Genomic DNA, 24815 nt, shown 5'->3' on the forward strand with positions numbered 1-24815 from the left:
TAGGCTCACGCTCTTTCCCCCTTTTCTTGCTCAGGTTGCGCATAGCCCAGCACTCCACCGATGCTATTTCTACAAAACAGCTTCTAAATTATTGGTTAACTCGGAATAGATGTATTTTCAACCCACAGCCTGACGTTGTTGTGTAAAATTGAAAGTATAGAGGGAAAACGCTCTGGCAGGTCGTCCGCGATCAACCCGGGTCCGATTCCCTGGGCCGCGCGGCCGTGCATCCAGACGCCTGCGGCAGCGGCTTCGAAAGGCCTGAGTCCCTGGGCTAGAAGGCCCGAGACAACACCGCTCAAGACGTCCCCCGACCCGGCGGTCGCCAGCTCCGGCGGCGCGTTGGCGTTGATGGCGGCGCGTCCGTCCGGCGCCGCGATAACGCTGTCGTAGCCCTTGATCACCACGGTAGCGCCCAGTTCTTCAGCGGCGCGGCGCGCCCGTTCCAACCGATCGCCGTCGCGCTCTCCGAACAGCCGCGCGAACTCGCCCTCGTGAGGCGTGACGATCAGAGGGCCGCGCCTCAGAGCGGCCAGTTCCTTCGGCGCCGCGGCGAAACAGGTCAGGGCATCGGCATCCAGCAGGGTCGGCTTGCCGCTGGCCAGCGCGGCTTCCACCCAGTCTCGCGCATCTCGGTCCGTCCCCAGACCCGGCCCGAGCAGCAACGCGGTCTTGCGCCGATCTGCGGCCAACTCCGCATAGGCGCCCGCCGTATCGGCCGATAGGACGATCAAGCTGTCGAGACCTTGCTGATAGAGACCGCGAGCTGCGTCCGCGACGGCCAGCGAGACCAATCCGGCGCCGCAGCGCAAGGCAGCACGGGCGGCCAACCGGCTCGCCCCCGCCATCACGCGGCCACCGGCGATCAGCAGATGCCCGAAGTCGTACTTGTGCGACAGAGGCTGACGCCAGCGTAGACCGTTGCTCCAGAGAGGCGGCGCGTTCTCCCAGAGGGCCGGCCCGATCTCCTCCAGCACCGTGGAGGCGATGCCGATCTGTGCGACCTCCAGATCCCCGCAGAGCTGCCGGCCGGGCAACAGCAAGTGACCCGGTTTCTTGCGGAAGAAGGTGACGGTCGCCGAGGCCGTGAGGCAGAGCTCGCCAAGAGGGCGGCCGCTGTTGCCCGAAAGCCCGCTCGGCACGTCCACGGCGATGCTCGGCAGGCTCTTTGCCGCGATCGCTCGGACCGCTGCCGCGGCGACGCCCTCCAGCGGTCGGCAAAGACCTGCTCCGAACAGGGCATCGACGACCAACTCGGCCCAGTCGTCGACGGTAGCCAGGACGCCTGCCTCCGTCATCGGCTCGACCTCGCCCTCCCAAAGCGCGGCATGATGCGCTGCGTCACCTCGCAGTCGCTCTCGCTCGCCAAGCAGCATCACGCGCACCGGCCAGCCGGCAGCGGCCAGCAGCCGGGCCGCCACGAAACCGTCGCCGCCGTTGTTGCCAGGCCCGCAAAGCACCAAGGTACGGCAGGGCGCCCAGCGTCGTTCCACGCACCGCGCCACGGCTGTTCCCGCGGCGGCCATCAGTTCCTTGCCGGGGACGCCGCCATCGATGGCCGCTTGATCCGCCCGGCCCATCTGCTCGGTGGTCAGCAGCACCTGTCCGTCTGCCTTCACGGGGACATCCTCCTGATCGGATCCGGCCTGACGCCTGTGGCAGCCGCTGACCGTTGTGCGGCGCAACAAGCGTCTACCCTTCAAAACCATATCATTCCAAGGGCTTAGAGCGAAGGATTGCGCTTGCCAAGGACGCGGCGACCCATCACCCTTTGCGTATATGAAAACAGGCCTTCGGCTGTAGGCGAATAAAACTGGAGGAGATGCAGCGCTATGACCGACAAGAAGGAACGCGGTCTTTTCGAACTCTACCAAGAAGATCCGGAACGGGCAGACCGCCTGGTGTTCGGGCGGGTCGCGCACAGCGACAGACGCGGTTTTCTGAAGGGCGCCGGCCTGGCCACCATGGGCGCCGTGTTGGGAGCAGCCATCCCCTTCCATCGCAACATGCCCTCCGGTCTTATTCCCGAAGCGCTCGCGCAGAGCGACGAAGGCATGCTGTTCGAGACGAAGGACGGCCTGACGCTTCTGAACGACCGGCCGATCAACGCCGAGACGCCGGCGCATCTGCTGGACGACGCGATCACTCCGAACGACCGTTTCTTCATCCGAAACAACGGGCTGGTGCCGCAGTTTGCCATCGACGGCGATGCAAGCGACTGGACCCTGACCGTGGACGGTGAGGTCGAGACTCCCCTTGAGCTATCCCTCGACGACCTCAGGAATGATTTTGAAACAGTCAGTTATTCGCTTCAGCTCGAGTGCGGCGGCAACGGCCGCAGCGCCTTCAATCCGCCGGCACGCGGCAACCAGTGGACGGTCGGCGCCATCGGCAACGCGGTCTGGACCGGTGTCCGCTACGGCGACGTCTTGCGCGCCGCGGGCGTCAAGGACACGGCGATCTACACCGGGCACTTCGGTCTCGACCCGCATCTCTCCGGAGATCCGGAGAAGCTGCCGATCTCGCGGGGCGTGCCGCTTTGGAAGGCGATGGAGCCCCATAGTTTGATCGCCTTCGAGATGAACGGCGAGCCGATCCCTGCCCTTCACGGCTTCCCGGTGCGCACGGTTTGCGCCGGCTGGCCGGGCTCCGCGTCCCAGAAGTGGCTCAATCGCATTCAGGTTCGCGCCGACGTGCATGACGGCCCGAAGATGGGCGGCCAGAGCTACCGCATGCCTGCCTTTCCCGTCGCACCCGGCGCAGAGGTCGCCAACGAGGACATGCGGATCATGGAATCCATGCCCGTGAAGTCGATCATCACGTCACCGCGCAACGATTCGACGCTGCCGTTGGACAACCGCACCGTTGGAATCCGCGGTCATGCTTGGGCCGGCGAACGCTCGGTGGCGCGTGTCGACCTCTCCATCGACTTCGGGGCCACCTGGATCGCCGCCGAACTCGACCCGCCGGCCAACAAATACGCTTGGCAGAACTGGCGTCAGGTCGTGCGCCTGCCGTCTGAGGGGTACTACGAAGTCTGGGCGCGGGCGACCGACGAGGCCGGCACGCAGCAACCCTTCACCGTCGGCTGGAACCCGCGCGGCTATGGCAACAATGCCATGCACCGCGTCGCTCTGCGTGTGCCGAGCTGATGGCCGTCAGAAGTTTCGGCAGGCTCGCACGCAAGGCGCTGCTCCCCGGACTGCTCACCGGCTTTCTTCTCGGGGTCGGCGGCAGCCAGGCCGCGATCATCGACGATCCGGAGGATATGCCCCCCGGCGAAGGGCGTGAGACGGTCTTCTATATGTGCTCGGCCTGCCACTCCATGGCGATCGTCACCCAGCAGGGACTCTCGAGAAAGCGCTGGGACGACGTGCTGGTTTGGATGATTGAGGAACAAGGCATGGCCGACCTGGACGAGGTCACGCGCAACGAGATTCTCGATTACCTGGAGGCCAACTACAACGAGGGCCACACCAACAACTGATCGAACGTCACGCCCCGAGGGGAGGCTGAAAGGCTTCCCCTCGGGGGAACTACACTTCGGCCGACAAGCCACGAAGCTCCGTTAGGGCCGCCAAGGCGCCGTCGCGAATGAAGTCAACATCCGCATGGCCGATCACCAATCGGTGGCCGCGCTTCAGAAGCTGTTTGGCAGAACGCCCCGGGAAAACGATCGAGCCCAGCATCTTCCCGGCCGCCAACGCTGCGGTTTCGACCCGCTCAATGAGCTCCTGCACCTTGGGATGCTCCGTCTGCCCCAGCAGTCCGACATCGGCCGAAAGATCCATCGGCCCGATAAAAAGAAGATCGAGCCCTTCGACGGAGGCGATCTCCTCCACCGCCTCGACCCCGCGTCGCGTTTCGATCTGTCCGATGGTCAGCAGCTTTTCGTTGATACCGGCCAAATAGTCTTCGGCGCCCAGGCCGAAGGTCGTGGCCCGAACGATCCCCGGTGCGGCCCCTCGCACCCCCTCCGGCGGATACTTGCAGGCGGCAACGGCAGCGACTGCTTCCTCGGGAGTGGAGAGCGCCGGGATCATGATGCCCGCCGCACCGATGTCGAGGGTCCGCTTGATGGCCACGGGATCGTTCCAGGGCACCCGCACCAGAGGCGCGCAGCCGGTGCCCTTGATCGCCTGGAACTGAGCGACGGCATCGCTGTAGGACCCTGCGCCGTGCTCCAGATCCACCATCAGGCAATCGAAGCCGGCCTCCGCCAGAATCTCGCTCGCCATGGAGGCGTAGAGCTGACACCAGACGCCGAAGCAGGGCAAACCGGCGGCAAGGCGGGCTTTAAGGTCGCCGTAAGCCTGCATGCCCCCGCCTAGTCCTCGACAGGAACGCAGAAAACCGTGGGAGTCTGCCGGCGCAAGCTCTCGCACAGGGTCTGCGCGTCTGCGCGGTCCGAAAAACGCCCGGCGAGCAGACGGAAGCCGCTCCCGGCCGCCGTCGCCTCGATCTGATCGGCCCTCAGCGCCGGGCCTGCCGCAACAAGCTGAGACGCGAGACCTTCGGCCTCGGCACCGCTGCTTGCCGACCCCAGCCAGACGCGCCAAGGACCGGCTTGCGGCGACGGTTTGCTGGTCCGGACTGGCGGCGCGTTGGCGGGCGTCCGCTCCGCCACCTGTTCGGACGACTGGCCGTCGGCCGGCTCGGAAGCGTTGGGCGAACTGGCCTCCGGGCGCCGAGGCGGGAGTGGAGGTGGAACGTCCGCCGTCTGACTGACAGCCGTCTGACTGTCGGCCGTCTCGGTACTGGCCGTCTGGGTCTCTGTCGCCTCGGATACCGAACCGCGCGGGGTCGCTTCGGGACCTGAGGCAGTCGGTGCTACCGCCTCCGAAACCGGCGGATCCGCTTGCGGTATGGGAACTGCTTGAGGTGTTTGCTGGGCGGCGAGTGCCGGCGCCAAACGCTCGACGCTCTGCTCTGCGGCGACATGCCCTTGGTCCGCCGCCTGTCGGTACCACTCCGCTGCGCGCGACAAATCGATGTCGCGGTGAATACCGCGCTCGAAAATCTGTCCGGCAGCGAACTGGGCCTCCGGCAGACCGGCGGCGGCCGACTGAAGGAACCACTGGACAGCGCCTGCCTGGTCCTGTTCGAGCCATTCGCCACGGAAGAGCGCGAGGCCGAGATTGTATTGAGCGTGCGGATGACCGAGGCGCGCCGCCTGGGACCAGAAGAGGAGAGCTTGGTCCGTATCGCGCTCCACACCGCGGCCCTCGGCGTAGAAGCGCGCGAGGTTGTTGAGGGCAGCCGGGACCCCCTGCCCCGCCGCCTTTTCATACCAGGTCACGGACTGTTCGAGATCGGGCGCAAAGCCGGGACCGCCGGTTTCGTAGAGTTTGCCCAGGCCATATTGGGCCAGGGGCTCCCCCGCGACCGCGGCCGGCGCCCAGATGTCGTAGGCAGCCTGAGGGTCTCCGGCCTCGAAAGCCGCGAGACCGTCGCGAAACACCTGGGTTTCGTTCGGTGTTGGGCCTTGCGCCTCGGATCCGGACGACCAAGAGACCAATGCCGCGGCAATCAGGAGAAACCCTGCCGCCAAGTGCGGCCGCCAAACCTGACGCCGCTTGCGCTTCTTCATCTTTCCGGTCCGCCGCTTTCCGCTTTCTTGCTCGTCAAGGCTAGCTCCGCGTTGCGCGCCGCGGCAAGCAGACCAAGCCGCAATCGGCGCCGAGGCACCTCTTCGAGCGCCAACTCATTGGCGCAAAACCCAAAACCACTGATTCGATCGAACTTGCCTCCTCGTAAGAGGGGCAATTTTGGGGCCAAGCTGTGACTTGCATCAATCAAGCGTTAACCATTTTCAGATAACTTAGGAAGCAATGTAATCTATCTTCGCCGGAGCCAGCGCCGTGTCTTTCCGCATCTTTATCAGCGGTGGCTTAAGCCTGATCTTGGGCGTCCTGCTCCTGATGACCGCGACGATGACGGCAGCCGTCGCAGATCCAAAAGTCGCCCCCTTGATCCTACAGCCGCTCGATCACGGGGCCGCCCTATCGTCGGAACTCGGCCCGCTGGAAGCGCGGCTCAGACTGACGGAAGCCGAGAATACGGATTTGATGGGTGTTTCGACCGGCTTCGATTTCGGAGCCGTCGCAGTGAAGGCGGCCTTCGACGGGCAGCTGTCCGGGCTGTTCGGTGCGCCTGGAGCTCTGACAGCGTCGGCCCGCAACGCCCTGGTCAACCTTTTCGCGGAAAGCCGCTCGCTGGGCGTCAGCACCGCCTTGGGTGCCGCCCGTCTGGCACTCGCCGCGGGCACCAACCCGGAAGCCGGTGAGATTTTCGCCGGGGAACTGCAGGTGACGGACAGGCTGGCCGATCTCGTTCTGCAACTCGGTGCCAGCGCGGCGGGCCGACGGATCCTGGGGGCCAGTTCCGGCTTCGATCTTCGTCCCTGGCTGCGTTTCGAGATGGGCGGCAAGGCCGAAACCGATATGGCGGCTGCCGACCGGCGGACCCGCCTCACCTCCGAGCTGGCTTTCCGGGGTGATGGGGCCTTTATCGAGGGTGACCGCCTGCGCGCAGGTTTAACCCGCAACCCGGAGGGCGTCGAACGCTTGTCCTTCGGCTACGCAACCCCGCTCGGCCCGGGGCGGCTGCTGCTGCGGAGCGAGACCACGCCGGAGATCAAAACTTACTCGGCGCGCGCCGAGTGGAGCATGAAGTTCTGAGACTGCGGATCGGCTCGGCCGCGACCGAGCAGGCTTTCCGAAGATCGGGCGGATCGTAACGCTGGGAGAAATGGGGTGGCTGACCGGACTTGAACCGGCGACCTCCTGGATCACAACCAGGCGTTCTAACCAACTGAACTACAGCCACCACCGAGGCGGCGTCGCGGCCAAAGCCGTTACCGACGCGAGCGCGGTAAATAAGCGGGCCGACGACCGGGCGTCAAGCGCGGCCATCGCATCAGCGCTCGCGCACCTCAGCCGGTGAGCATTCGACCAGCCGTAGGCCCACAGAGCGTTTCCAGCGACAGCCGTCGTGCTCTAGGCTCGCGCTCCGAACCAGTGACCGAGAGCGAGCCCTCTTACGCCATGACCACCCCCCGACCTTCGCCTGCCCCCCGACCTTCGCCTGCCCCGCGACCTTCCTCAGCCCAGACTCCGTCCCAGTCTCTCGACCTACCGGGGGGCGGTCTGCAGCCGACGCCCGCTCTCGCGCGCCTTGGGACGGAAAGCGCCTTCGAGGTGCTGGCGCGCGCGAAGGCGCTGGAGGCCGAGGGGCGCAGCATCGTCAATCTGGGGATCGGCCAGCCCGACTTCGCCCCGGCGCCCCATATCGTCGAGGCGGCCATCAAGGCGCTGCATGACGGCCACCACGGTTACACGCCGGCGGCCGGACTGCCGCAGCTCCGCGAGGCCGTGGCGGCGGATCTGGAATCGCGCTCCGGCCGCCCCCTCGATCCGGAGCGGGTGCTGATCGTCCCTGGCGGCAAGGTCACGATGTTTCTCGCCATCCTGATGTTCGGTCAGCCGGGCGTCGAGATCGTCTATCCCGATCCGGGCTTTCCGATCTACCGGTCCCTGATCGAGTACAGTGGCGCCACACCGGTTCCCCTTCCGCTTCGGGAGGCCAATGGCTTCGCCTTCTCCGCCGAGGAAGCGCTGTCCCTAATCGGCCCGCGAACGCGCCTGGTGATTATCAACAGCCCAGCCAATCCGACCGGCGGCGTCACGCCCGCGTCGGAGATGGACCGCCTGGCTGCCGGCCTGCAGGAACATCCGCAGGTCGCCGTGCTGTCCGACGAGATCTACGGACGCCTGCTCTACGACGGTCGCAAGCACGCCAGCCTTCTGGCCTACGAAGGCCTGGACGAGCGGCTGATCCTGCTCGACGGCTGGTCGAAGACCTTCGCAATGACGGGATGGCGTCTCGGCTATTCCTATTGGCCGCGCAGCCTGATCGAACCGGCCGTTCGTCTGGCGATTAACTCCTTCTCCTGCGTCAACGCGGCAGCGCAGTTCGCGGGGCTGGCCGCCCTGACCGGCCCGCAGGAGGCTGTGACGCAGATGTGCGCGGCCTTCGCCGCGCGCCGCCGGCAGGTCGTGGAGGGCCTGAACGCCTTGCCTGGAGTCACCTGCGTCGAACCGGGCGGCGCCTTCTATGCCTTTCCGAACATCACCGGCACGGGCATGCCGGCGAAGCAACTGGAGACAGCGCTTCTGGAGAACGCCGGCGTCGCGACCCTGGCCGGCACCTCCTTCGGCCTTCTAGGCGAAGGCTACCTCCGAATCTCCTACGCGAACTCGCCGGAAAATCTACGCAGCGGTATCGAGCGGATCGGCACGCTTCTGAGCGAGCAGGGAGTCGACTGACGGTCTGACTAGAGTAACGGCAGTCTGCCTGATTTTTAGGCATCTCTTTTCATGCCACTCTGCCTTTTCCCGAGGCAAATCAACCCTGTTCGGCCTAAGGTAGCGATTGGCACGATCTCTGCTTAATGCAACTTTGCGCGCGGCGCTTCGACCGCGCCGCCGAACCGTCAAACCTTCCGAACTGGCGGACCCGCCGGATCGCGAGGGCCTTCCCCGTCAACGTCCCACCCGGGCTCCTTCCCTAGCGGCATAACGAACATCCAAAGAGGCCATGAAAAAAATTGAAGCGATCATAAAGCCCTTCAAGCTCGACGAGGTGAAGGAAGCCCTGCACGAGGTGGGCATCAAGGGCATCACCGTGATCGAAGCAAAGGGGTTCGGGCGCCAGAAGGGCCATACCGAGCTTTATCGCGGCGCGGAGTACGTCGTCGACTTCCTGCCCAAGGTGAAGGTCGAGGTCGTGCTTGACGACAACCTGGTCGAACGCGCCGTCGAGGCGATCCAGCAGGCCGCGCACACCGGTCGGATCGGCGACGGGAAGATCTTCGTGTCGAGCGTCGACGAAGCGATCCGTATCCGAACCGGCGAACGCGGCGTCGAAGCCGTCTGACGTCTCAACGGCAGATGGCTCGGCGCAGCCGTGCCGATTTCTCAGCAAATCTCGAATCCGAAGTTTGGGTTGAGGGCGCCCAGGTTCGGATCAGCAGAAAAAGAAACAGATGCCCTTCAGGATCCACGAGAGGACAACAAGGAAAGGCTTGAGAGCTATGTCCGACGTCGAGAGCGTTTTGAAGATGATTGAGGAAAACGGCGTGCAGTACGTCGATTTCCGGTTTACCGACCCGCGCGGCAAGTGGCAGCACGTCGCGCAGCACGTCGACACCGTCGACGAGGACATGCTGAACGACGGCATCATGTTCGACGGATCGTCGATCGCCGGCTGGAAGGCGATCAACGAGTCCGACATGAACCTCAAGCCCGATCTCGGCTCGGCGGTCATGGATCCCTTCACGGCGCAGCCGCAGCTCATCCTGACCTGCGACGTGACCGATCCGACGACCGGGCAGCCCTACAATCGCGACCCGCGTTCGACCGCCCGCAAGGCTCTGGCCTACATGGAGTCGAGCGGCATCGGCGACACCGCCTTCTTCGGTCCCGAGGCGGAGTTCTTCGTGTTCGACGACGTGCGCTTCGGCGTCAACATGAACCACACCTTCTTCCGCTTCGAGAGCGAGGAAGGTCCCTACATGTCGGGCGAGGCGCTGGAGGAAGGCAACCTGGGCCACCGTCCGGGCATCAAGGGCGGTTACTTCCCCGTTCCCCCGATCGACAGCGGAACCGATCTGCGCGCCGAGATGGTCTCGGTCATGAAGGAGATGGGGCTCGAGGTCGAGAAGCATCACCACGAGGTCGCCCCGTCGCAGCATGAGCTGGGCATCAAGTTCGACACCCTGCTGCGACAGGCCGACGCCATGCAGATCTACAAGTATGTGGTCCATATGGTGGCCCACACCTACGGCAAGTCGGCGACCTTCATGCCGAAGCCGGTCATGGGCGACAACGGCTCCGGCATGCACTGCCACCAGTCGATCTGGAAGGACGGCAAACCGCTGTTCGCCGGCGACGGCTATGCCGGCCTGTCGGAAACCGCGCTCTACTACATCGGCGGCATCATCAAGCATGCCCGCGCGATCAACGCCTTCACCAACTCCACGACGAACAGCTACAAGCGGCTGATCCCCGGCTTCGAGGCCCCGGTCCTGCTGGCCTACTCCTCCCGGAACCGCTCGGCTTCCTGCCGTATTCCCTTCGGAGCCGGCGAGAAGGCGAAGCGCGTCGAGGTTCGCTTCCCCGATGCCCTCTCCAACCCCTACCTGGCTTTCTCCGCGATGCTGATGGCCGGTCTGGACGGCATCAAGAACAAGATCCACCCGGGCGATCCGATGGACAAGAACCTCTACGATCTGCCGCCCGAGGAGTTGAAGGACATCCCGACGGTCTGCGGCTCCCTGCGCGAGTCTCTGGCGGCCTTGGCCAACGACATGGACTTCCTCTGTCAGGGCGACGTTTTCGACAAGGATCAGATCGAAGGTTATCTGGAGCTGAAGTGGGAGGAGGTCTACACCTTCGAGCACACCCCGCATCCGGTCGAGTTCTCGATGTACTACTCGGCCTAGCCAGCCGAAGAAGCTGGCGCGAAGGCGATCTCTCGCCTTCGCGCCTTTTCTTCCGATCCAGTCAGGGAATGAGGGTCGCGGAGATCGCCGTCAGCTCAACGTCCTCCGGACTGAGCGGTCGGTAGAAGATGGCAGCCAGGATGAAGGCGACTTCCTCTGCGTCGCCCTCTCCCGCGGCGGAGAGGGGCAACATGATCCGCTCTGCCTCGAACACGCGATCATTGGGAAAGACCATCGGCCCGCGCCGATACTTCGGCTGACGATCGGCCAAGATCTCGCACCACTGATGCGAGGTATCCTTGCGTCGAACCAGGGGAAAGGTCTCGAAAATCGACCTGCCGCGCAAAGACCGGCCGTAGCGTTCCTCGATCTCCTGCCCTGCCACGCGGATCATTAGATCGCAGGGGTTCGACGCCACCTCGATGAAGAGCACATTGGAGAGCAGGCTCCCCAGATCGACCGGATCGAAAGCCTGACGTGGCATCAGGCCGTCCTGGTCGGCCTGCCCGGACCAATAGCGGTAGAGATACTGCACCCGCGGGCTGGCCACCTGCCCAACCCGGATCAGAGTCGAACGGCCCGTTTCCAGACCGTAGCGTTGCGTCCAGCCAGGGGTGCTCACCGTCACAATGTCCGTTCAGGCACTCGAAGGCGAGAATAGGTCATGCGACCGGCGGGCGACAGCGTCATTAGACATAGGCGGGGATCCAGGCCGCAGAGTCGCGTGCCGCTTGCTCTAGCGCGGAACTTCGACCGTCAGCTCGGCGCCGCCGAAACCGTGCAGGGAGTCGCGTGCGCGGATCACCACCGTCTCGATCTCAGGCGGGATCTCGATATCGCGGAGGGAGCGCGTAAAAGGCTGCTCTTCGACATGCGGATGGAAGAGCGTGCGTGCGCCCAGCAGATCGCCCGCGGGCGTCAGAACCTCCCAAAGGTCGGCGTAATGCTCCCACCCTGTATCGGCATGGCGAACGGTGACTTCCGCCGTGAAGCGGCCGTCGCTCTGAGGCGACAGTCGCGCGGCGACCACGTCGGCCGGGCCGGCAAGGGCTGGCAGGTCGCTGAAGAGCGCGAACAGAAGGCTCGTCGCCACGATCAACCTGGATAACCTGATAAGCATGCCGGCAGACTGCCGAAGATCGTGGCGAAAGACCAGCGTATAAGAAGCTGAAAGGCGCCCTGGGAGGTCCGCCGGCAAATCCAACGAGTCGTCAGGCGGCCTCGGCCGGGGCGTTGTTCAGGGCCTCTTCAAGATCATAGAAGCTCGGCTGGATCTTGGTCGGCACGTTGCCGCGCCCGATCTCCACCGCGACCTGAGCGGCATGCCCATGCAAGTTGGCCGTGATGGTGTCGCGAATGATCATGTAGAACTGCATGTCTTCGTCGATGATCTGCTGCAGTCGTCCGGCCATCGGCGCGACCAAGCCGTACGACAGGAAGACGCCCAGGAAAGTACCGACCAGCGCACCGCCAATCATCTTACCGAGGACTTCCACCGGCTGGTCGATCGAGGCCATCGTCTTGATGACACCCAGCACAGCGGCGACGATCCCGAGAGCGGGCAGACCGTCGGCCATGGTCTGCAGCGCATGGGCGGGCTTACCGGCTTCGTGGTGAAGCTTTTCGATCTGCTTTTCCATGTACTCTTCGATCTGGTGAGGATCGTCGAGGTTCATGGTGACCATGCGGAAGGTGTCGCAGATCATGGCGCAGGTAACCTTGTCGCCGACGATCTTCGGGTAGGCTGAGAAGACTGCGCTTTCGCCCGGGGACTCGATATGTGGCTCCAGCCCGACGGCGCCTTTGGTCTTCATGACCTTGATCAAGCCATACATCAGGCACAAAAGATCGCGGTAGTCGTTGCGGGACCAGCGCGGGCCCTTGAAGACACGCCCCAATCCCCCGAGCGCCTTCTTCAGTGTTTCAGCCGAATTGGCGATCAGGAAAGCCCCGACCGCCGCGCCGCCGATCATCATCAGTTCGAAGGGCAAGGCATAGATAATGATGCCCATCTTGCCGCCGGCGAGCGTGTAGCCGCCGAACACCATGATGAAGACCATGGCAATACCGCCAATCGAGAGCATGGAAGCCTCACCCAAATATAACCGAAGCCGACAGGCTCTGCGGTGAACGCGAAGCCTGTAGATGACGCGAAAGAATGCAGCAGCAGGTTTAAAGAGGGCTTAATCGATAGCCCTAACAACCCAAGATTGTTGAGTGAAATCAGACGCCTGACCTACCCGTTTCGCTGTCGCGTCGGGAGCGGTCCTCCAAGAAAAAAGCAGAATAAAATAGGAAGCTTACTTAAGAAAATCGCACTCTAAGCTGTCTTTGGAATCGATCGTTTTCCGCCTGTTTCGTCGATGGCGACGTAAACGAAGATCCCCTCTGTCACCTTCACTCGTTCCTGCGCGATCCGCCGCTCAGCCCAAGTCTCGACCCGCACGGTCATGGAGGTGCTCCCGATCCTGACCAGATCGGCGTAGCAACTGACCAGGTCGCCGATGAAGACTGGCTTGTGGAACCGCATCCCCTCCACCGCCACCGTGGCGACGCGGCCCTCGGCACGACGCACCGCCGGCACGGCACCGGCCAAGTCCATCTGCGCCATCACCCAGCCGCCGAAGATGTCGCCGTTCGGATTGGCATCGGCCGGCATGGCAACGGTCTTCAAGGCCGGCTCGCCGTCCGGTGGCACACTGTGGCTGCTGTTCGTCATCACACTCCTCACAAAGCTCCCCGAGAGCCCAGTCATCCACAAGATATCGTGGCTTTTGCGGGCGAGGCTACCGCATCTGCTTGAATGCGTCGCGCTCCGATTCCTATACTCCGGCCATGGCCGATCTCTTCCAAACAGCTCCGACGCAAGACAGCTACACCGCCGCCGACATCGAGGTCCTGGAGGGCCTGGAGCCGGTACGGCGGCGGCCCGGCATGTATGTTGGCGGCACCGACGAGCGCGCGCTGCATCACCTCGTCGCGGAGTTGCTCGACAACTCGATGGACGAGGCCGTGGCGGGTCACGCCAGTCGAATCGAGCTCGAACTGGCGGCCGGGAACCTGATCACGGTCAGCGACAACGGCCGTGGAATCCCCATCGATCCCCATCCGAAGTTCAAGGAAAAGTCGGCGCTGGAGGTCATCCTGACCACCCTGCATTCCGGCGCGAAGTTCAGCCAGAAGGCCTACGAGACCTCCGGCGGACTGCACGGGGTCGGCCTGTCCGTCGTCAACGCTCTCGCCGAGGAACTGCGCGTCGAGGTGGCCCGCGACCGAAAGCTCTGGCGGCAGGTCTTCCGGCAAGGCGTCCCGCAGACGGGGTTGGAGAACGTGGGCGGCGCGCCGAACCGCCGCGGCACGACCGTAACCTTTCTTCCCGACGCGACGATCTTTGGGGCCAACGCCCACTTCTCGCCGGCCCGGCTCTACAAGATGGCCCGCTCCAAGGCCTACCTCTATCGGGGCGTGGAGATCCGCTGGAAATGCGCCGCGGAGCTGCTCGGGGAAAGCGATACGACGCCCACCGAAGCGACCCTCCACTTCCCCGACGGGCTCAAGGACTTCCTGACCGCCAGCCTGGGCAAGCGCAAGACGCTTGTGCCCGAGCCTTTCGCGGGCGAGGCCCAGTTCCCGGACGGCCAGGGACGGGTGGAGTGGGCCGTTGCATGGCCCGCCGACGAGGACGGCTTCGCTTCGAGCTACTGCAACACGGTCCCGACGCCGGAGGGTGGCACCCACGAACAGGGACTGAGATCCGCCCTGCTGCGCGGCGCCAAGGCCTACGGCGACCTGATCGGCATCAAGAAGGCCGGTCAGTTGACGGCCGAGGACGTGCTGGGCGGCGCCTTTCAGCTGCTTTCTCTCTTCATCCGGGACCCCCAGTTCCAGGGGCAGACCAAGGAGAAGCTGGCGACGGCGGAAGCCACGCGTCTGGTCGAGAACGTCGTCAAGGACCACTTCGAACACTGGCTCTCCGCCCGGCCGGACGAGGCGCGACGGCTGCTCGACCGCTTCGTGGAGCGGGCCGAAGAGCGTCTGCGCCGGCGACAGGAACGCGAGCTCAAACGCCAGACGGCGACCCGCAAACTCCGCCTGCCCGGCAAGCTGACCGACTGCAGCCGCACCTCCGCCGAGGGCACCGAGGTCTTCTTGGTCGAGGGCGATTCGGCCGGCGGGTCGGCCAAACAGGCCCGCGCACGCGAGACCCAGGCGGTGCTGCCCCTGCGCGGCAAGATCCTGAACGTGGCGAGCGCCTCCGCCGACAAGATGAAGGCGAACCAGGAAATCAACGACATTCAGCTTGCGCTCGGATGCGGCGCGCGCGCGCAGTTCGATCTGGACAAGCTGCGCTACGAGCGCGTCGTCATCATGACCGACGCGGATGTCGACGGCGCCCATATCGCCAGCTTGCTGATCACCTTCTTTTTCCAGGAGATGCCGGATCTGGTCGCGGCGGGACGCCTCTATCTCGCGCAGCCGCCGCTGTACCGCCTGACGGCCGGCGGTGTCACCCGCTACGCGCGGGACGACGCCCATCGGGAGGAGCTGCTTGCCAGCGACTTCAAGGGCAAGTCGAAAGTCGAGGTCAGCCGCTTCAAGGGCCTGGGCGAGATGCCGGCCGCGCAGCTGCGCGAGACGACGATGAACCCCAAGACCCGCACCTTGCTGAGGGTCGTGGTGAACGATGCCACCGATCCCGATCCGCAAGGCGAAGAACGGCTGGCGCGCGAGCGGGTGGACCAGTTGATGGGCCGCAAGCCGGAACTGCGCTTTGCCTTCATTCAAGAGAATGCACGCTTCATCGCCGCCGAAGAACTGGACGTCTGACCGACGTCTCGCCGAGCGGCGAAGGGTCCCTATGACAGCCTTCACAGCTTACGCGAGGTGAAACGCCGAAGCTGGCCGCGTAACACTGTCATTGACCTTGCGGATAGCGGAGACGACGAATGAAGACAAAAGCGCTCGGCGGCCTTCTGGCGGTCTCGCTCGGAGGCCTCCTCGCAGCCTGCGCACCAAGCGGCGCGCTTGGACCCAACGGGGTTTTCGTTACTCAGGGAACGATCGATTCAAGCTACGATCCAGCCGACCTGGGCTTTGCCCAGAGCCGCGGCGGTGTTCGTCTGGACATCGGCGGACAACCCTTCCCCGGCGACTCCACGGCCTTCGCGGAGGACGTCGGCGCGCTCTTCGAGAGCAGTCACTTCGGACCGCCGGTGGACTTCGTCGTCGCGCCGCCCGACGACTTCCGCAGCGCCTACCGAGTCGTCGCTGTCTTCGACGCCCCAGCTGCGACCTCCGCGCCGCAGCTCTGCCGAAGCCCCAACGTGCCGGCCGTTCAAGCCGACGGTGCCGACGGACTGCGGGTCGTGGCGGCCTACTGCGTCGGCACCGACCGGGTGACCTCAGCCACCGCGAACGTGGGCCCCGTGACTGGCACGGACGACCCCAGGTTCGTGGACACGATCCAGGCCCTCGGATTGGCGCTCTTCCCGCCCGCCAGCGCGAACGACGAACTGCGCCGCAGCGGCGACTCCCGTCCGGGTGGCTGATCGGGCGGCACCTCGTCAGCCGCAGCTCAACTCGTCAGCCAGCGGCGCAAAGCCGCATTGGTTTCCGCCGGCCGCTCCAGGGTCACGAGGTGACCGCAGGTGTCCAGCATCTCCAGGCGGGCCTCCGGAATACCGGCGGCAAGCTCCATCGCCATCGCCGGCGGGGTCAGCGCGTCTTGCCGTCCGACCACCACAAGCGTCGGACAGCGGATGGCGGGTAGCAGGGAGCGCATGTCGGCGCGGTCCAGGATCGCCGTCTGCTGACGGACGAAGCCGGCCCGGCCGACGCTCTCGGCCATGGCGAAGATGACCGAAGTCAGCGCCTCTTCCTCAAGCCTTTCGGGGTGGATCAAGCGCGGCAGAAGCTGTCGCGTTACCCCTTTGAACTGGCCGCGGTCGGCCAGTGCCAGAAGATCGCTGCGCCGCTGTCGGTCTTCCGGCGTGTCGGCTGTGGCCCGTGTCGCGAGCAGAGCCAGACGCGTCACCCGCTCGGGCGCGGCGCGCAGAATCTCCAAGGCCACGTAGCCGCCCATCGAGAGACCCGCCAATGCAAAACGCGGCGGCAATTGGTCGAGGCAGCGCTCGGCCATGGCCGCGATGCTGTCGTCTCGCGTCAAGTCCGCGACCCAAGGTGCCACGAGATCCGCAAGCGCTCCGACTTGCGGTCGCCAAAGACTGGCGTCGCAGAGCAGTCCGGGCAGCAAGGCAAGAACGGGCTTCTCGCTCACCTCGACGCTTTGCCTTCGGCTAGGCCGCTGTCCCTGATCCTTGCGATCAGGGATCGGAAGGCCGGGTTATCCGAGTCCTCCAGCCACTCAAAGATAGCGGATTCCGCAGGCAGCGGGATGGCACCCGCTGCCGCAAGACGCTGCAAGGCAAGAGTTCGATTGTCCTCTCGACGGCTGCCGACGCCGTCGGCCAGCACGAAGGTCTCGATTCCGGCGGCCAGGAAATCGAGCGCCGTCTGCAGGACACAGACGTGCGCTTCCATACCGCAAACCAGAACCTGCGAGCGGCCGAGAGCGGACCAGCGTGCTGCGAAGTCCGGCTCCCGCAGACAAGAGAAGTGGGTCTTCGCGAGGCGGGCGGACTGCGGCAGCCGCGTCGCCAGCTCCGCGACCGTCGGCCCCAGTCCCTGGGGATACTGCTCGCTGGCGAGCACCGGGATCCGCAGGGCTACGGCCGCATCGATAACCAGACCGATCCGCTCCACGGCGCTCGCCCCGCCCACGATAGCCGGCGCCAAGCGTTCCTGTACGTCGACCACCACCAAAGCCGAATTCTCGGCGGCGAGCAGGGACGCTGACCTGGAGCAAGGACGGGCAAGAGGAGGCGCAGACGGCATCACGCTCAATGTATTCCAGCGCAGAAGCGCGAGTAACCGGAATAGTAACGATTTGTCCCGAAGCGACCAAGACGCGCAACACTTGATCCGAGTTGCTCAAATAAGGGGCAGTGTTACCTCGATTTCCTGCAGGTCGTGTTGACTTTTGCCGTTGAATCCGAGACAAGGGTGACCATCTGGGGGCCGAAGAGCGACTTTGGCTCTGAGATCGCGTCAAAATCATGGCCTAGGCCAAACGCCGATCCACAGCTCCCTTACATCTTACGAAGAAGAAACGATTTCACGCATGACCTTCGAAGAGCTCGGACTGAGCCCAGAGGTGCTGCGCGCCGTTGCCGAAGCCGGCTACGAGACGCCCACGCCAATTCAGCAGAATGCCATTCCCTACGTCTTGATGGGCCGCGACGTCATGGGCGTCGCCCAGACCGGTACCGGCAAGACCGCTTCCTTTACGCTACCGATGATCGATATCCTGGCCAGCGGCCGGGCCAAGGCGCGCATGCCGCGCTCGCTCATCCTGGAGCCGACCCGCGAGCTGGCCGCCCAGGTCGGCGAGAATTTCGAGAAGTACGGCAAGTACACCCGTCTGACCCATGCCCTGTTGATCGGCGGCGGATCCTTCAAGGACCAGCAGGCCCTTCTGGAGCGCGGCGTCGACGTCCTGATCGCCACGCCGGGTCGCCTGCTCGACCTCTTCGAGCGCGGCAACATCCTGCTGGCCGACACCAAGACTCTAGTGATCGACGAAGCCGACCGGATGCTCGACATGGGCTTCATCCCCGACGTCGAGCGGATCGTCAAGCTGTTGCCCCCGCTTCGTCAGACCCTCTTCTTCTCGGCCACCATGGCGCCCGAGATCCGCAAGCTGACCGAAGCTTTTCTGATGAACCCCAAGGAGATCCGGGTCGCCCCGCCCGCCTCCCCGGCCGCGACCGTGACCCAGCGCCTGGTGCGCTGCGGGTCCGAGCCGAAGCACAAGCGGGCGGCACTGCGAGACCTGCTCGACCGGGCCGGCGAGAACCTGGGCAGCGGCCTCATCTTCTGCAACCGTAAACGGGACGTGGGTATCGTCTACCGCTCGCTTCAGCGGCACGGCTACGATGCGGCCGAGCTGCACGGCGACATGGCTCAGCCGGCGCGCATGGAGACGTTGGACCGCTTCAAGAAGGGCGAGGTGCGTCTGCTGGTCTGTTCCGACGTCGCGGCGCGCGGCCTGGATATCCCGAAGGTCAGTCACGTCTTCAACTTCGATGTGCCCAGCAATGCCGAGGACTACGTTCACCGGATCGGCCGGACCGGTCGCGCCGGACGCAGCGGCGAGGCCTTCACGCTGGTCACCCGACTGGACTTCAAGCTCCTGTCCGCCATCGAGAAGTTGATCGGCGGCAAGATCCAGGAGCTGGATGCGGCTCCCTCGGACGAGGCTGAAGCCGCCGTCGAGGAGTCGGCGAACGCCAGCGCCTCCGAGGATCGGCCTGAAAGCGCTTCCTCGCAGGAGCGCGGCACGCGCCGGTCCGGACGCCGCCGTGGCGGACGCGGACGACGCAAGACAAACCAGACCGAAGCAGGCGCAGAGACGGGGGCCAGCGACGCTCAGACAGCGAGCGAACCGCTCGGCGAGGCGACGCAGGAAGATCAGCCGACGGCGGGCGCGCTCAACGCCGCGGCCCAACGTTCGGCCGAAGCCGGTGCGCAACGGGCACGCCGCCGCCGGAGCGATACTCCCGCCGAAGAGGCGGAGCGAGGACGCAAGGCGGAGCCGCGCCGCAGATCGGACACCCGCTCCCGCGCGGCAGCTGACACGGATGCGTCCGAAACCCGACAGCCCGACGGCCGCAACCTACCGCCGGAGGCACGAGACACTGCTTTCGGTGCGGATATTCCGGCCTTCCTCCTGAAGCCCGTCCCGCTGGCGGCAAACGGCTGACGCTTCCGCTTTCGTCCGAGGCGTGGGTATGCCCCGCGCTTCTGGCGGACGTTGCGAGAGCGATTCCACCGAGCGCGATCCTGCTCTAGACTGCCGCCATGCAGACGATTTTCATCCAGATCAAATGCGATCTCGGGCGCGCCTACGAGGTCGCCGATGCGCTCGTGCAGGGCGTCGAACAGGTCTCGGAGGTCCACTCGACGTCCGGTCAGTACGACCTGCTGGTCAAGTGCTACCTGCCGAGTGACTTGGACATTGGCCACTTCGTCAACGAATCGATCCAGCGCCTGCCCGGTATCAAGGACACCTTCACCCTGATCGCCTTCAAAGCCTTTGCGTAACGGCAGCCTGCTGCGGAACGGTAGCTTTGCCAGCATGGCCTGTGGTGCCGCTTGCCGGCCTCACTCTTAGCTTGTATCCAGCCACGCGCTTCCGCATAACTGTTTAGCGTTTGTTCTTCTCGGCGACCGCATGATGTCGGGCGCCTGAGGGCTGGAGTAACATCTAGGCTGGAACGGATCTTTCGAGTCCGTCCCTGAGCCTGCTGGAGGTAGAATGGAAATCGACGGCTTCCTCGTCTTCATCATCGTCGCCACGGTTCTGATCGTCGGCCTGCTTCTCTTGAGTGCGAAGGTCGTACCTCAGGGCTTCGAGTACACCGTCGAGCGCTTCGGTCGTTGGCGGACGACTCTGCAGCCCGGCCTGCACTTCATCGTCCCCGTAATCGACAGCATCGGTCGTAATATCAATGTGATGGAGACGGTTTTAAACATTCCGTCTCAATCGGTGATCACGCGCGACAATGCGGAGGTCGAGGTCGACGCCGTGGTCTTCTATCGGGTGATCGATGCCGCGAAAGCGGCTTATCAGGTCGATAACCTGGAGGCCGCCATCGAGAACCTGGCGATGACCAACATCCGAACGGTTCTCGGTTCGTTGGAGATGGACCAGGCCCTGTCGGAGCGTGAAGCCATGAACCGCAAGCTTCTCTCCGTCATCGACGAAGCGACCAGCACCTGGGGCGTCCAGGTTCGACGGGTGGAGATCCGCGACATCTCCCCACCCCAGAACCTTGTGGCCGCCATGTCGCGGCAGATGGAGGCCGAACGTCACCGCCGCGCGGAAGTTACCTTGGCCGAAGGGAAGAAGGCGGCCGCGATCCTGGAGGCCGAAGGGCGGCGGGAAGCCGCCTTTCGCGACGCCGAGGCGCGCGAGCGTTCGGCCGAAGCGGAGGCGAAGTCAACCCAGTTGGTCTCCGATGCCGTTCAGGCCGGCGACTCCCAGGCTTTGCAGTACTTCGTCGGACAGCAGTACATGGAGGCTCTGAAGGCCTTCGCCGGCTCGTCCAACCAGAAAGTCCTACTCATGCCGCTGGAGACGACCGGCGTACTCGGCAGCCTTGCCGGTGTCGCGGAACTGCTGCGCGACAGCCTGACGACCGACGAGACTGGAGCGCCGCGCCGCCGGGGACGCAGCCCCCTGCCCGCCTCCGGGACGCCTACGAGCTCGACCTGAACGTTGAAGGCGGCCCATTTTTAGGGAGGCGCAAACATGACCTTCGTCTGGTGGCACTGGCTGACGCTCGGTCTGATTCTGATCGGCGCGGAACTGCTCTTGCCCGGCTTCGTCCTGCTCTGGTTCGGCGTCGCGGCTCTTACGGTCGGCGTTATTCTGACTCTCGCTCCGGACGTGGCCGTGAGCTGGCAACTCGCGATTTTTGCCGCCACCGCCGTTCTGACGACGCTGTTGTCCCGGGTCTGGTTGCGCCGCTTCGGCGGCAGCGGTGGACGCCCGAGCCTCAACCGCCCGGACGAAGGCCTGACCGGGCGCGTCTTCCGGCTCGAGAGGCCCATCGAGCATGGCTTCGGCGAACTCTGGATCGGAGACGTCCATTGGCGGATCGCCGGCCCCGACCTTCCGGCCGGTCGGGACATCCGGATCGTGAGCTGGGACAAGACGGCCGGCGCCCTGACCGTTGTTCCGGTCGAAGCTGAAACGCCAAGCAATCCGTAACGCGGGAGGCGGGCGCCCCTGCGTCGCGTGCTCTCCCTAGCTCACATCGCCTAGCCTACGCTGCCTGGGCCGCCGCCTTTCCGAGCTGTTCCAGCAGGCGGCGCACCCCCCGCATGCGCTGTTGCGGGCCGTCCCAGCCACGCTTGTAGACCAGCTTGTGGTCGGGCCGGAGCTTAACCGTCCCGGCCTGGGACTGGATGAACTGCACGAGGCCCTGCGGGTTGGCGAAGAGGTCCCCGCGAAAGGCGATCACGGCGCCCTTCGGTCCGGCATCCACTTTCTCGACACCGGCATCGCGGCACAGCTGTTTGATCGCGATCACGTCGAGCAAGTTCTGCACCTCTTCTGGCAGAGGCCCGAAACGGTCGACCAGTTCGGCGGCGAAGGCGTCGATCTCGCGCTTGTCGACCAGCTGCGACAGTCGCCGATAGAGGCCCAAGCGAACGTGCAGGTCGGGGACGTAGACCTCAGGGATCAGTACGGCCGTGCCGAGGTTGATCTGCGGCGCCCAGGTTTCGCCCGTCGCCGTCGTCTCCTGGCTCTCGCTCCCGCTTTCGCGTGCCGCCGCCACCGCTTCCTCCAGCATCTGCTGGTAAAGCTCGATGCCGACCTCGCGGATGTGGCCCGACTGCTCTTCCCCCAAGAGGTTGCCGGCGCCTCGGATATCCAGATCGTGGCTGGCCAGAGTGAAGCCGGCCCCCAGGGTGTCGAGGGTCTGCATAACGTGCAGACGCTTCTCCGCCGCACTGGAGAGGATGCGGCCCGGCGGCAGCGTAAGATAGGCGTAGCCGCGCTGCTTGCCGCGGCCGATCCGCCCGCGAAGCTGGTAGAGCTGGGACAGGCCGAACATATCGGCGCGGTGGATGATCATCGTGTTGGCAGTCGGGATATCCAGCCCGGACTCGACGATGTTCGTCGACAACAGAAGATCGAACTTGCGGTCGACGAAGTCCGTCATGGTCTCCTCCAGACGGCTCGGCGCCATGCGCCCGTGCGCGACCGCCACCTTGACCTCCGGCACCAGCTTTGTCAGGCGCTCGCGCAACTCGTCCAGATCCTCGATCCGCGGACAGACGTAGAAGCTCTGACCGCCGCGATGGTACTCGCGCAGGATCGCCTCGCGCACCACCACCGGGTCGTAGGGCAGCACGAAGGTACGCACCGCCAGGCGGTCGACCGGCGGCGTGGCGATCAGACTCATCTCCTTCACCCCGGACAGCGCCAGCTGCAGCGTACGAGGGATCGGCGTCGCCGTCAGGGTCAGTACGTGCACCTCGGCGCGCAGCTGCTTCAGCCTTTCCTTCTGCTTGACGCCGAAGTGCTGCTCCTCATCGACGATCATCAGACCGAGATCTTTGAACTTCACGGAATCGGAAAGCAGCGCGTGGGTGCCGACCACGATGTCGATCGTGCCGGCCTCCAGCTCCTTCTTCACCTTGTTGGCGTCCTTGGTGGTAACCAGACGGCTCAGTTGACCGACGCGTACCGGCAGACCGGCGAAACGCGCCTTCACTGTCGCGAAGTGCTGCCTGGCCAGCAGTGTGGTCGGAACCGCGATGGCGACCTGATGGCCGTTGAGCGCCGAGACAAAGGCCGCGCGCAGCGCGATCTCCGTCTTGCCGAAACCGACGTCGCCGCAGACCAGCCGATCCATGGGCTTGCCGGAGTTGAGATCCGCCAGCGTATCCTCGATGGCGCGCAGCTGATCGTCCGTTTCGGGATAGGGGAAGCGCGCGGCGAACTCCTCATAGAGGCCGTCGGGTCGCGGCACGGCCTCCGACTTCCGGAGTTCGCGTTCGGCGGCGATCTTGATCAGCTCGTCGGCGATCTCGCGAATGCGCTCCTTCACCCTGGCCTTACGGGCCTGCCAGCCGCCCTGCCCCAGGCGATCCAGCTCGACCGTGGCTTCCTCGCCGCCGAAGCGGGACAGCACCTCGATGTTCTCGACAGGGACGTAGAGCTTGTCGCCGCCGTGATAGACTACCCGCAGGCAGTCGTGCGCGGCCCCGCCGATGTCCAAGGTCTCCAGGCTCTCGTAGCGGCCGATGCCGAACTCCACATGCACCACATGGTCGCCTTCGGCCAGAGTCGAGACTTCGGTGAGGAAGTTCTCGGGACGCCGGCGTCGCGCCTGTGCACGGGCGATCCGCTCGCCCAGGACGTCGGCCTCGGTTAGCACCGTCAGGTCCGAAGTCCCGAAGCCGCGTTCCAGACCCAGCGCGACGACGCCGAGAGTCCCGGCCGGCAACTGCTGCGCTGCGCCCCAGGTCTCTACAGAGGTCTGAGGCGTCAGACCGTGGTCCGCCAAGACATGAGACAGCCGGTCCCGGCTGCCGCGCGAGTAGCCGACCAACAGAATCCGGCGGCCGGCCTTCTGTTCGGCCGCCACATAGGTCTTCACCGCGTCGTAGAGCTGCGACTCCCCGGCAAGGCGCTCCGCAGCGAAGTCCGGCGCACGCCGCCCGCCAGCATCGACGATTCCAGCCAGGTTCTCCGGCCCCGCGAAGGGGGAGAGGTCGCCGGTCGCCCGTGCTTCCAGCCGCTGCGACCAGTCCGCCTTGGTGAGATAGAGTGCGCCCGGCGGCAGCGGGTTGTATACGCCGGCGGTCGCCGCCTCGGCCCGGCCCAGAGTTTGGCGGGCGTCGTAGAAGTCGGCGATGGTCTCGAGACGGGTGTCCTTCGTCTCTTCGGCCTGATGGTCGAGGGTCACCGCCGCGCCCGGCAAATAGTCGAACAGCGTCTCCAGCCGTTCGTAGAACAGGGGAAGCCAGTGCTCCATGCCCGGGTGAGGCCGGCCGGCGCTGACGGACTCGTAGAGTGGATCACTGCCGCTCTGCGCGCCGAAGGCCTTGCGGTAACCGCTGCGAAAGCGCTCGATGCTGTCGGGCTCTAGAAGCACTTCGCTGACCGGCTTCAGGCTTAGACTTTCGGCCGGTCCGCTGGAGATCTGTGTCAGCGGATCGAAGCTGCGGATCGACTCCAGCTCATCGCCGAAAAAATCCAGGCGCAAGGGCTGCTCGGCACCCGGCGGAAAGACGTCCAGCAAGCCGCCGCGCAGGGCGTACTCGCCGGGCTCGCCGACCGTTTCGACCCGCAGATAGCCGTTGTCGGCGAAAAAGGCGGTCAGGCGCTCCACGGCCAGACGGTCGCCCGGCCTCGCGTCGAGCGTGCGGCCCGACAGCGCCTCGCCCGGCAGAACGCGTTGCATCAGGGCGCTGACGGTGGTGACCACAAGCAGCCCGTCCGCGCTCTCGCGCTCGGCGCGCAAGCGCGTCAGGGTCGCCAGGCGGCGGGCGACGATGTCCCGATGGGGACTGACCCGGTCATAGGGCAGACAATCCCATGCCGGGAACAGCAGGACTTCGGCCTTCGGCGCGAAGAAAGACACGGCCTCCGCAAGGCGCGTCATCCGCTGGTCGTCGCGGGCGATATGCAGATGAGGCCGATCCGGCGTGGCGGCGAGCGCCTGCGCGATCA

At 65.1% G+C, this 24815-nt stretch carries 22 protein-coding genes and 1 tRNA gene; 12 read left to right on the forward strand and 11 right to left on the reverse strand.

Going from position 1 to position 24815, the window contains the following annotated elements:
* Positions 1-95: 95 nt before the first annotated feature.
* The gene (locus ACO054_RS07820; protein ID WP_421709874.1) at positions 96-1619 is read right to left on the reverse strand and encodes an NAD(P)H-hydrate dehydratase; all 1524 of its coding nucleotides are present in this window, start codon (positions 1617-1619) and stop codon (positions 96-98) included.
* A gap of 213 nt (positions 1620-1832) precedes the next feature.
* Between ACO054_RS07820 and ACO054_RS07825 the strand changes: the two genes are divergently transcribed.
* Together ACO054_RS07825 and ACO054_RS07830 are read left to right on the forward strand one after the other, a co-directional pair.
* Positions 1833-3152 (forward strand): sulfite oxidase, encoded by a 1320-nt coding sequence (locus ACO054_RS07825; protein WP_421709875.1) that lies wholly within the window; start codon positions 1833-1835, stop codon positions 3150-3152.
* A complete protein-coding gene (locus ACO054_RS07830) occupies positions 3152-3487 on the forward strand; it encodes a hypothetical protein (RefSeq protein ID WP_421709876.1) in 336 nt (111 codons plus the stop codon). The genes ACO054_RS07825 and ACO054_RS07830 overlap by 1 nt, the downstream gene beginning before the upstream one ends.
* Positions 3488-3536: 49 nt before the next feature.
* On the opposite strand, the gene ACO054_RS07835 is transcribed toward ACO054_RS07830, so the two are convergent.
* A complete protein-coding gene (locus ACO054_RS07835; RefSeq protein WP_421709877.1) occupies positions 3537-4319 on the reverse strand; it encodes an HpcH/HpaI aldolase family protein in 783 nt (260 codons plus the stop codon).
* Positions 4320-4327: 8 nt separating this feature from the next.
* A complete protein-coding gene (locus ACO054_RS07840; RefSeq protein ID WP_421709878.1) occupies positions 4328-5590 on the reverse strand; it encodes an SPOR domain-containing protein in 1263 nt (420 codons plus the stop codon).
* A 271-nt stretch (positions 5591-5861) separates the two neighbouring features.
* Between ACO054_RS07840 and ACO054_RS07845 the strand changes: the two genes are divergently transcribed.
* The gene (locus tag ACO054_RS07845) at positions 5862-6680 is read left to right on the forward strand and encodes a hypothetical protein (protein WP_421709879.1); all 819 of its coding nucleotides are present in this window, start codon (positions 5862-5864) and stop codon (positions 6678-6680) included.
* 71 nt (positions 6681-6751) lie between these two features.
* Here the strand turns inward: ACO054_RS07845 and ACO054_RS07850 are convergent.
* Positions 6752-6828, reverse strand: a tRNA-His gene (locus ACO054_RS07850).
* A gap of 371 nt (positions 6829-7199) precedes the next feature.
* Here ACO054_RS07850 and ACO054_RS07855 point away from each other — a divergent pair.
* From ACO054_RS07855 to glnA, 3 genes are all read left to right on the forward strand, one after another.
* Positions 7200-8327, forward strand: a complete 1128-nt coding sequence (locus ACO054_RS07855; RefSeq protein WP_421709880.1) for a pyridoxal phosphate-dependent aminotransferase — start codon at positions 7200-7202, stop codon at positions 8325-8327.
* Between the two features lie 271 nt (positions 8328-8598).
* Positions 8599-8937: a P-II family nitrogen regulator gene (locus ACO054_RS07860; RefSeq protein WP_421709881.1), complete on the forward strand. Its 339-nt coding sequence runs from the start codon at positions 8599-8601 to the stop codon at positions 8935-8937.
* Positions 8938-9094: 157 nt separating this feature from the next.
* Positions 9095-10504 (forward strand): type I glutamate--ammonia ligase, encoded by a 1410-nt coding sequence (glnA, locus tag ACO054_RS07865; RefSeq protein ID WP_421709882.1) that lies wholly within the window; start codon positions 9095-9097, stop codon positions 10502-10504.
* 61 nt (positions 10505-10565) lie between these two features.
* On the opposite strand, the gene ACO054_RS07870 is transcribed toward glnA, so the two are convergent.
* From ACO054_RS07870 to ACO054_RS07885, 4 genes are all read right to left on the reverse strand, one after another.
* The gene (locus ACO054_RS07870) at positions 10566-11126 is read right to left on the reverse strand and encodes a PAS domain-containing protein (protein ID WP_421709883.1); all 561 of its coding nucleotides are present in this window, start codon (positions 11124-11126) and stop codon (positions 10566-10568) included.
* A gap of 114 nt (positions 11127-11240) precedes the next feature.
* Entirely contained in the window at positions 11241-11597 is a 357-nt protein-coding gene (locus ACO054_RS07875; RefSeq protein WP_421709884.1) for a hypothetical protein, read from the reverse strand.
* 118 nt (positions 11598-11715) lie between these two features.
* Positions 11716-12588, reverse strand: a complete 873-nt coding sequence (motA, locus tag ACO054_RS07880) for a flagellar motor stator protein MotA (RefSeq protein WP_421709885.1) — start codon at positions 12586-12588, stop codon at positions 11716-11718.
* Between the two features lie 236 nt (positions 12589-12824).
* Positions 12825-13223 (reverse strand): acyl-CoA thioesterase, encoded by a 399-nt coding sequence (locus ACO054_RS07885; protein WP_421709886.1) that lies wholly within the window; start codon positions 13221-13223, stop codon positions 12825-12827.
* Between the two features lie 116 nt (positions 13224-13339).
* Here ACO054_RS07885 and parE point away from each other — a divergent pair, with 116 nt between their 5' ends.
* Both parE and ACO054_RS07895 read left to right on the forward strand, forming a co-directional pair.
* Positions 13340-15331, forward strand: a complete 1992-nt coding sequence (gene parE / locus ACO054_RS07890) for a DNA topoisomerase IV subunit B (RefSeq protein WP_421709887.1) — start codon at positions 13340-13342, stop codon at positions 15329-15331.
* Between the two features lie 119 nt (positions 15332-15450).
* Positions 15451-16053 carry a hypothetical protein gene (locus ACO054_RS07895; protein ID WP_421709888.1) on the forward strand — a complete coding sequence of 201 codons (603 nt, stop codon included), beginning with the start codon at positions 15451-15453 and terminating at the stop codon, positions 16051-16053.
* A 26-nt stretch (positions 16054-16079) separates the two neighbouring features.
* On the opposite strand, the gene ACO054_RS07900 is transcribed toward ACO054_RS07895, so the two are convergent.
* Positions 16080-16781 carry an alpha/beta fold hydrolase gene (locus ACO054_RS07900; protein ID WP_421709889.1) on the reverse strand — a complete coding sequence of 234 codons (702 nt, stop codon included), beginning with the start codon at positions 16779-16781 and terminating at the stop codon, positions 16080-16082.
* The gene (locus ACO054_RS07905) at positions 16778-17323 is read right to left on the reverse strand and encodes a hydrolase (protein ID WP_421709890.1); all 546 of its coding nucleotides are present in this window, start codon (positions 17321-17323) and stop codon (positions 16778-16780) included. The genes ACO054_RS07900 and ACO054_RS07905 overlap by 4 nt, the downstream gene beginning before the upstream one ends.
* A gap of 361 nt (positions 17324-17684) precedes the next feature.
* Here ACO054_RS07905 and ACO054_RS07910 point away from each other — a divergent pair, with 361 nt between their 5' ends.
* The 4 genes from ACO054_RS07910 (at position 17685) to ACO054_RS07925 (ending at position 21338) form a co-directional block, all read left to right on the forward strand.
* Positions 17685-19325 carry a DEAD/DEAH box helicase gene (locus ACO054_RS07910; protein WP_421709891.1) on the forward strand — a complete coding sequence of 547 codons (1641 nt, stop codon included), beginning with the start codon at positions 17685-17687 and terminating at the stop codon, positions 19323-19325.
* A 98-nt stretch (positions 19326-19423) separates the two neighbouring features.
* Positions 19424-19666 (forward strand): Lrp/AsnC ligand binding domain-containing protein, encoded by a 243-nt coding sequence (locus ACO054_RS07915; protein WP_421709892.1) that lies wholly within the window; start codon positions 19424-19426, stop codon positions 19664-19666.
* A gap of 214 nt (positions 19667-19880) precedes the next feature.
* Positions 19881-20840, forward strand: a complete 960-nt coding sequence (locus tag ACO054_RS07920; RefSeq protein ID WP_421709893.1) for an SPFH domain-containing protein — start codon at positions 19881-19883, stop codon at positions 20838-20840.
* Positions 20841-20876: 36 nt separating this feature from the next.
* Complete coding sequence (locus tag ACO054_RS07925) at positions 20877-21338, forward strand: NfeD family protein (protein WP_421709894.1); 462 nt, start codon at positions 20877-20879, stop codon at positions 21336-21338.
* A gap of 55 nt (positions 21339-21393) precedes the next feature.
* On the opposite strand, the gene mfd is transcribed toward ACO054_RS07925, so the two are convergent.
* Positions 21394-24747 carry a transcription-repair coupling factor gene (gene mfd / locus ACO054_RS07930; RefSeq protein WP_421710346.1) on the reverse strand — a complete coding sequence of 1118 codons (3354 nt, stop codon included), beginning with the start codon at positions 24745-24747 and terminating at the stop codon, positions 21394-21396.
* Positions 24748-24815 lie beyond the last annotated feature (68 nt).

This window comes from Algihabitans sp. (genome assembly GCF_965226985.1).
Classification (GTDB): Bacteria; Pseudomonadota; Alphaproteobacteria; order Kiloniellales; family DSM-21159; genus Algihabitans.

Excerpts from the sequence above, each read along its gene's own strand:
- ACO054_RS07825 (WP_421709875.1), top strand. The coding sequence starts at position 1,833 with ATGACCGACAAGAAGGAACGCGGTCTTTTCGAACTCTACCAAGAAGAT.
- ACO054_RS07830 (WP_421709876.1), top strand. The coding sequence starts at position 3,152 with ATGGCCGTCAGAAGTTTCGGCAGGCTCGCACGCAAGGCGCTGCTCCCC.
- ACO054_RS07835 (WP_421709877.1), bottom strand. The coding sequence starts at position 4,319 with ATGCAGGCTTACGGCGACCTTAAAGCCCGCCTTGCCGCCGGTTTGCCC.
- ACO054_RS07840 (WP_421709878.1), bottom strand. The coding sequence starts at position 5,590 with ATGAAGAAGCGCAAGCGGCGTCAGGTTTGGCGGCCGCACTTGGCGGCA.
- ACO054_RS07860 (WP_421709881.1), top strand. The coding sequence starts at position 8,599 with ATGAAAAAAATTGAAGCGATCATAAAGCCCTTCAAGCTCGACGAGGTG.
- glnA (WP_421709882.1), top strand. The coding sequence starts at position 9,095 with ATGTCCGACGTCGAGAGCGTTTTGAAGATGATTGAGGAAAACGGCGTG.
- motA (WP_421709885.1), bottom strand. The coding sequence starts at position 12,588 with ATGCTCTCGATTGGCGGTATTGCCATGGTCTTCATCATGGTGTTCGGC.
- ACO054_RS07885 (WP_421709886.1), bottom strand. The coding sequence starts at position 13,223 with ATGACGAACAGCAGCCACAGTGTGCCACCGGACGGCGAGCCGGCCTTG.
- parE (WP_421709887.1), top strand. The coding sequence starts at position 13,340 with ATGGCCGATCTCTTCCAAACAGCTCCGACGCAAGACAGCTACACCGCC.
- ACO054_RS07895 (WP_421709888.1), top strand. The coding sequence starts at position 15,451 with ATGAAGACAAAAGCGCTCGGCGGCCTTCTGGCGGTCTCGCTCGGAGGC.
- ACO054_RS07910 (WP_421709891.1), top strand. The coding sequence starts at position 17,685 with ATGACCTTCGAAGAGCTCGGACTGAGCCCAGAGGTGCTGCGCGCCGTT.
- ACO054_RS07915 (WP_421709892.1), top strand. The coding sequence starts at position 19,424 with ATGCAGACGATTTTCATCCAGATCAAATGCGATCTCGGGCGCGCCTAC.
- ACO054_RS07920 (WP_421709893.1), top strand. The coding sequence starts at position 19,881 with ATGGAAATCGACGGCTTCCTCGTCTTCATCATCGTCGCCACGGTTCTG.
- ACO054_RS07925 (WP_421709894.1), top strand. The coding sequence starts at position 20,877 with ATGACCTTCGTCTGGTGGCACTGGCTGACGCTCGGTCTGATTCTGATC.
- mfd (WP_421710346.1), bottom strand. The coding sequence starts at position 24,747 with ATGACGCGCCTTGCGGAGGCCGTGTCTTTCTTCGCGCCGAAGGCCGAA.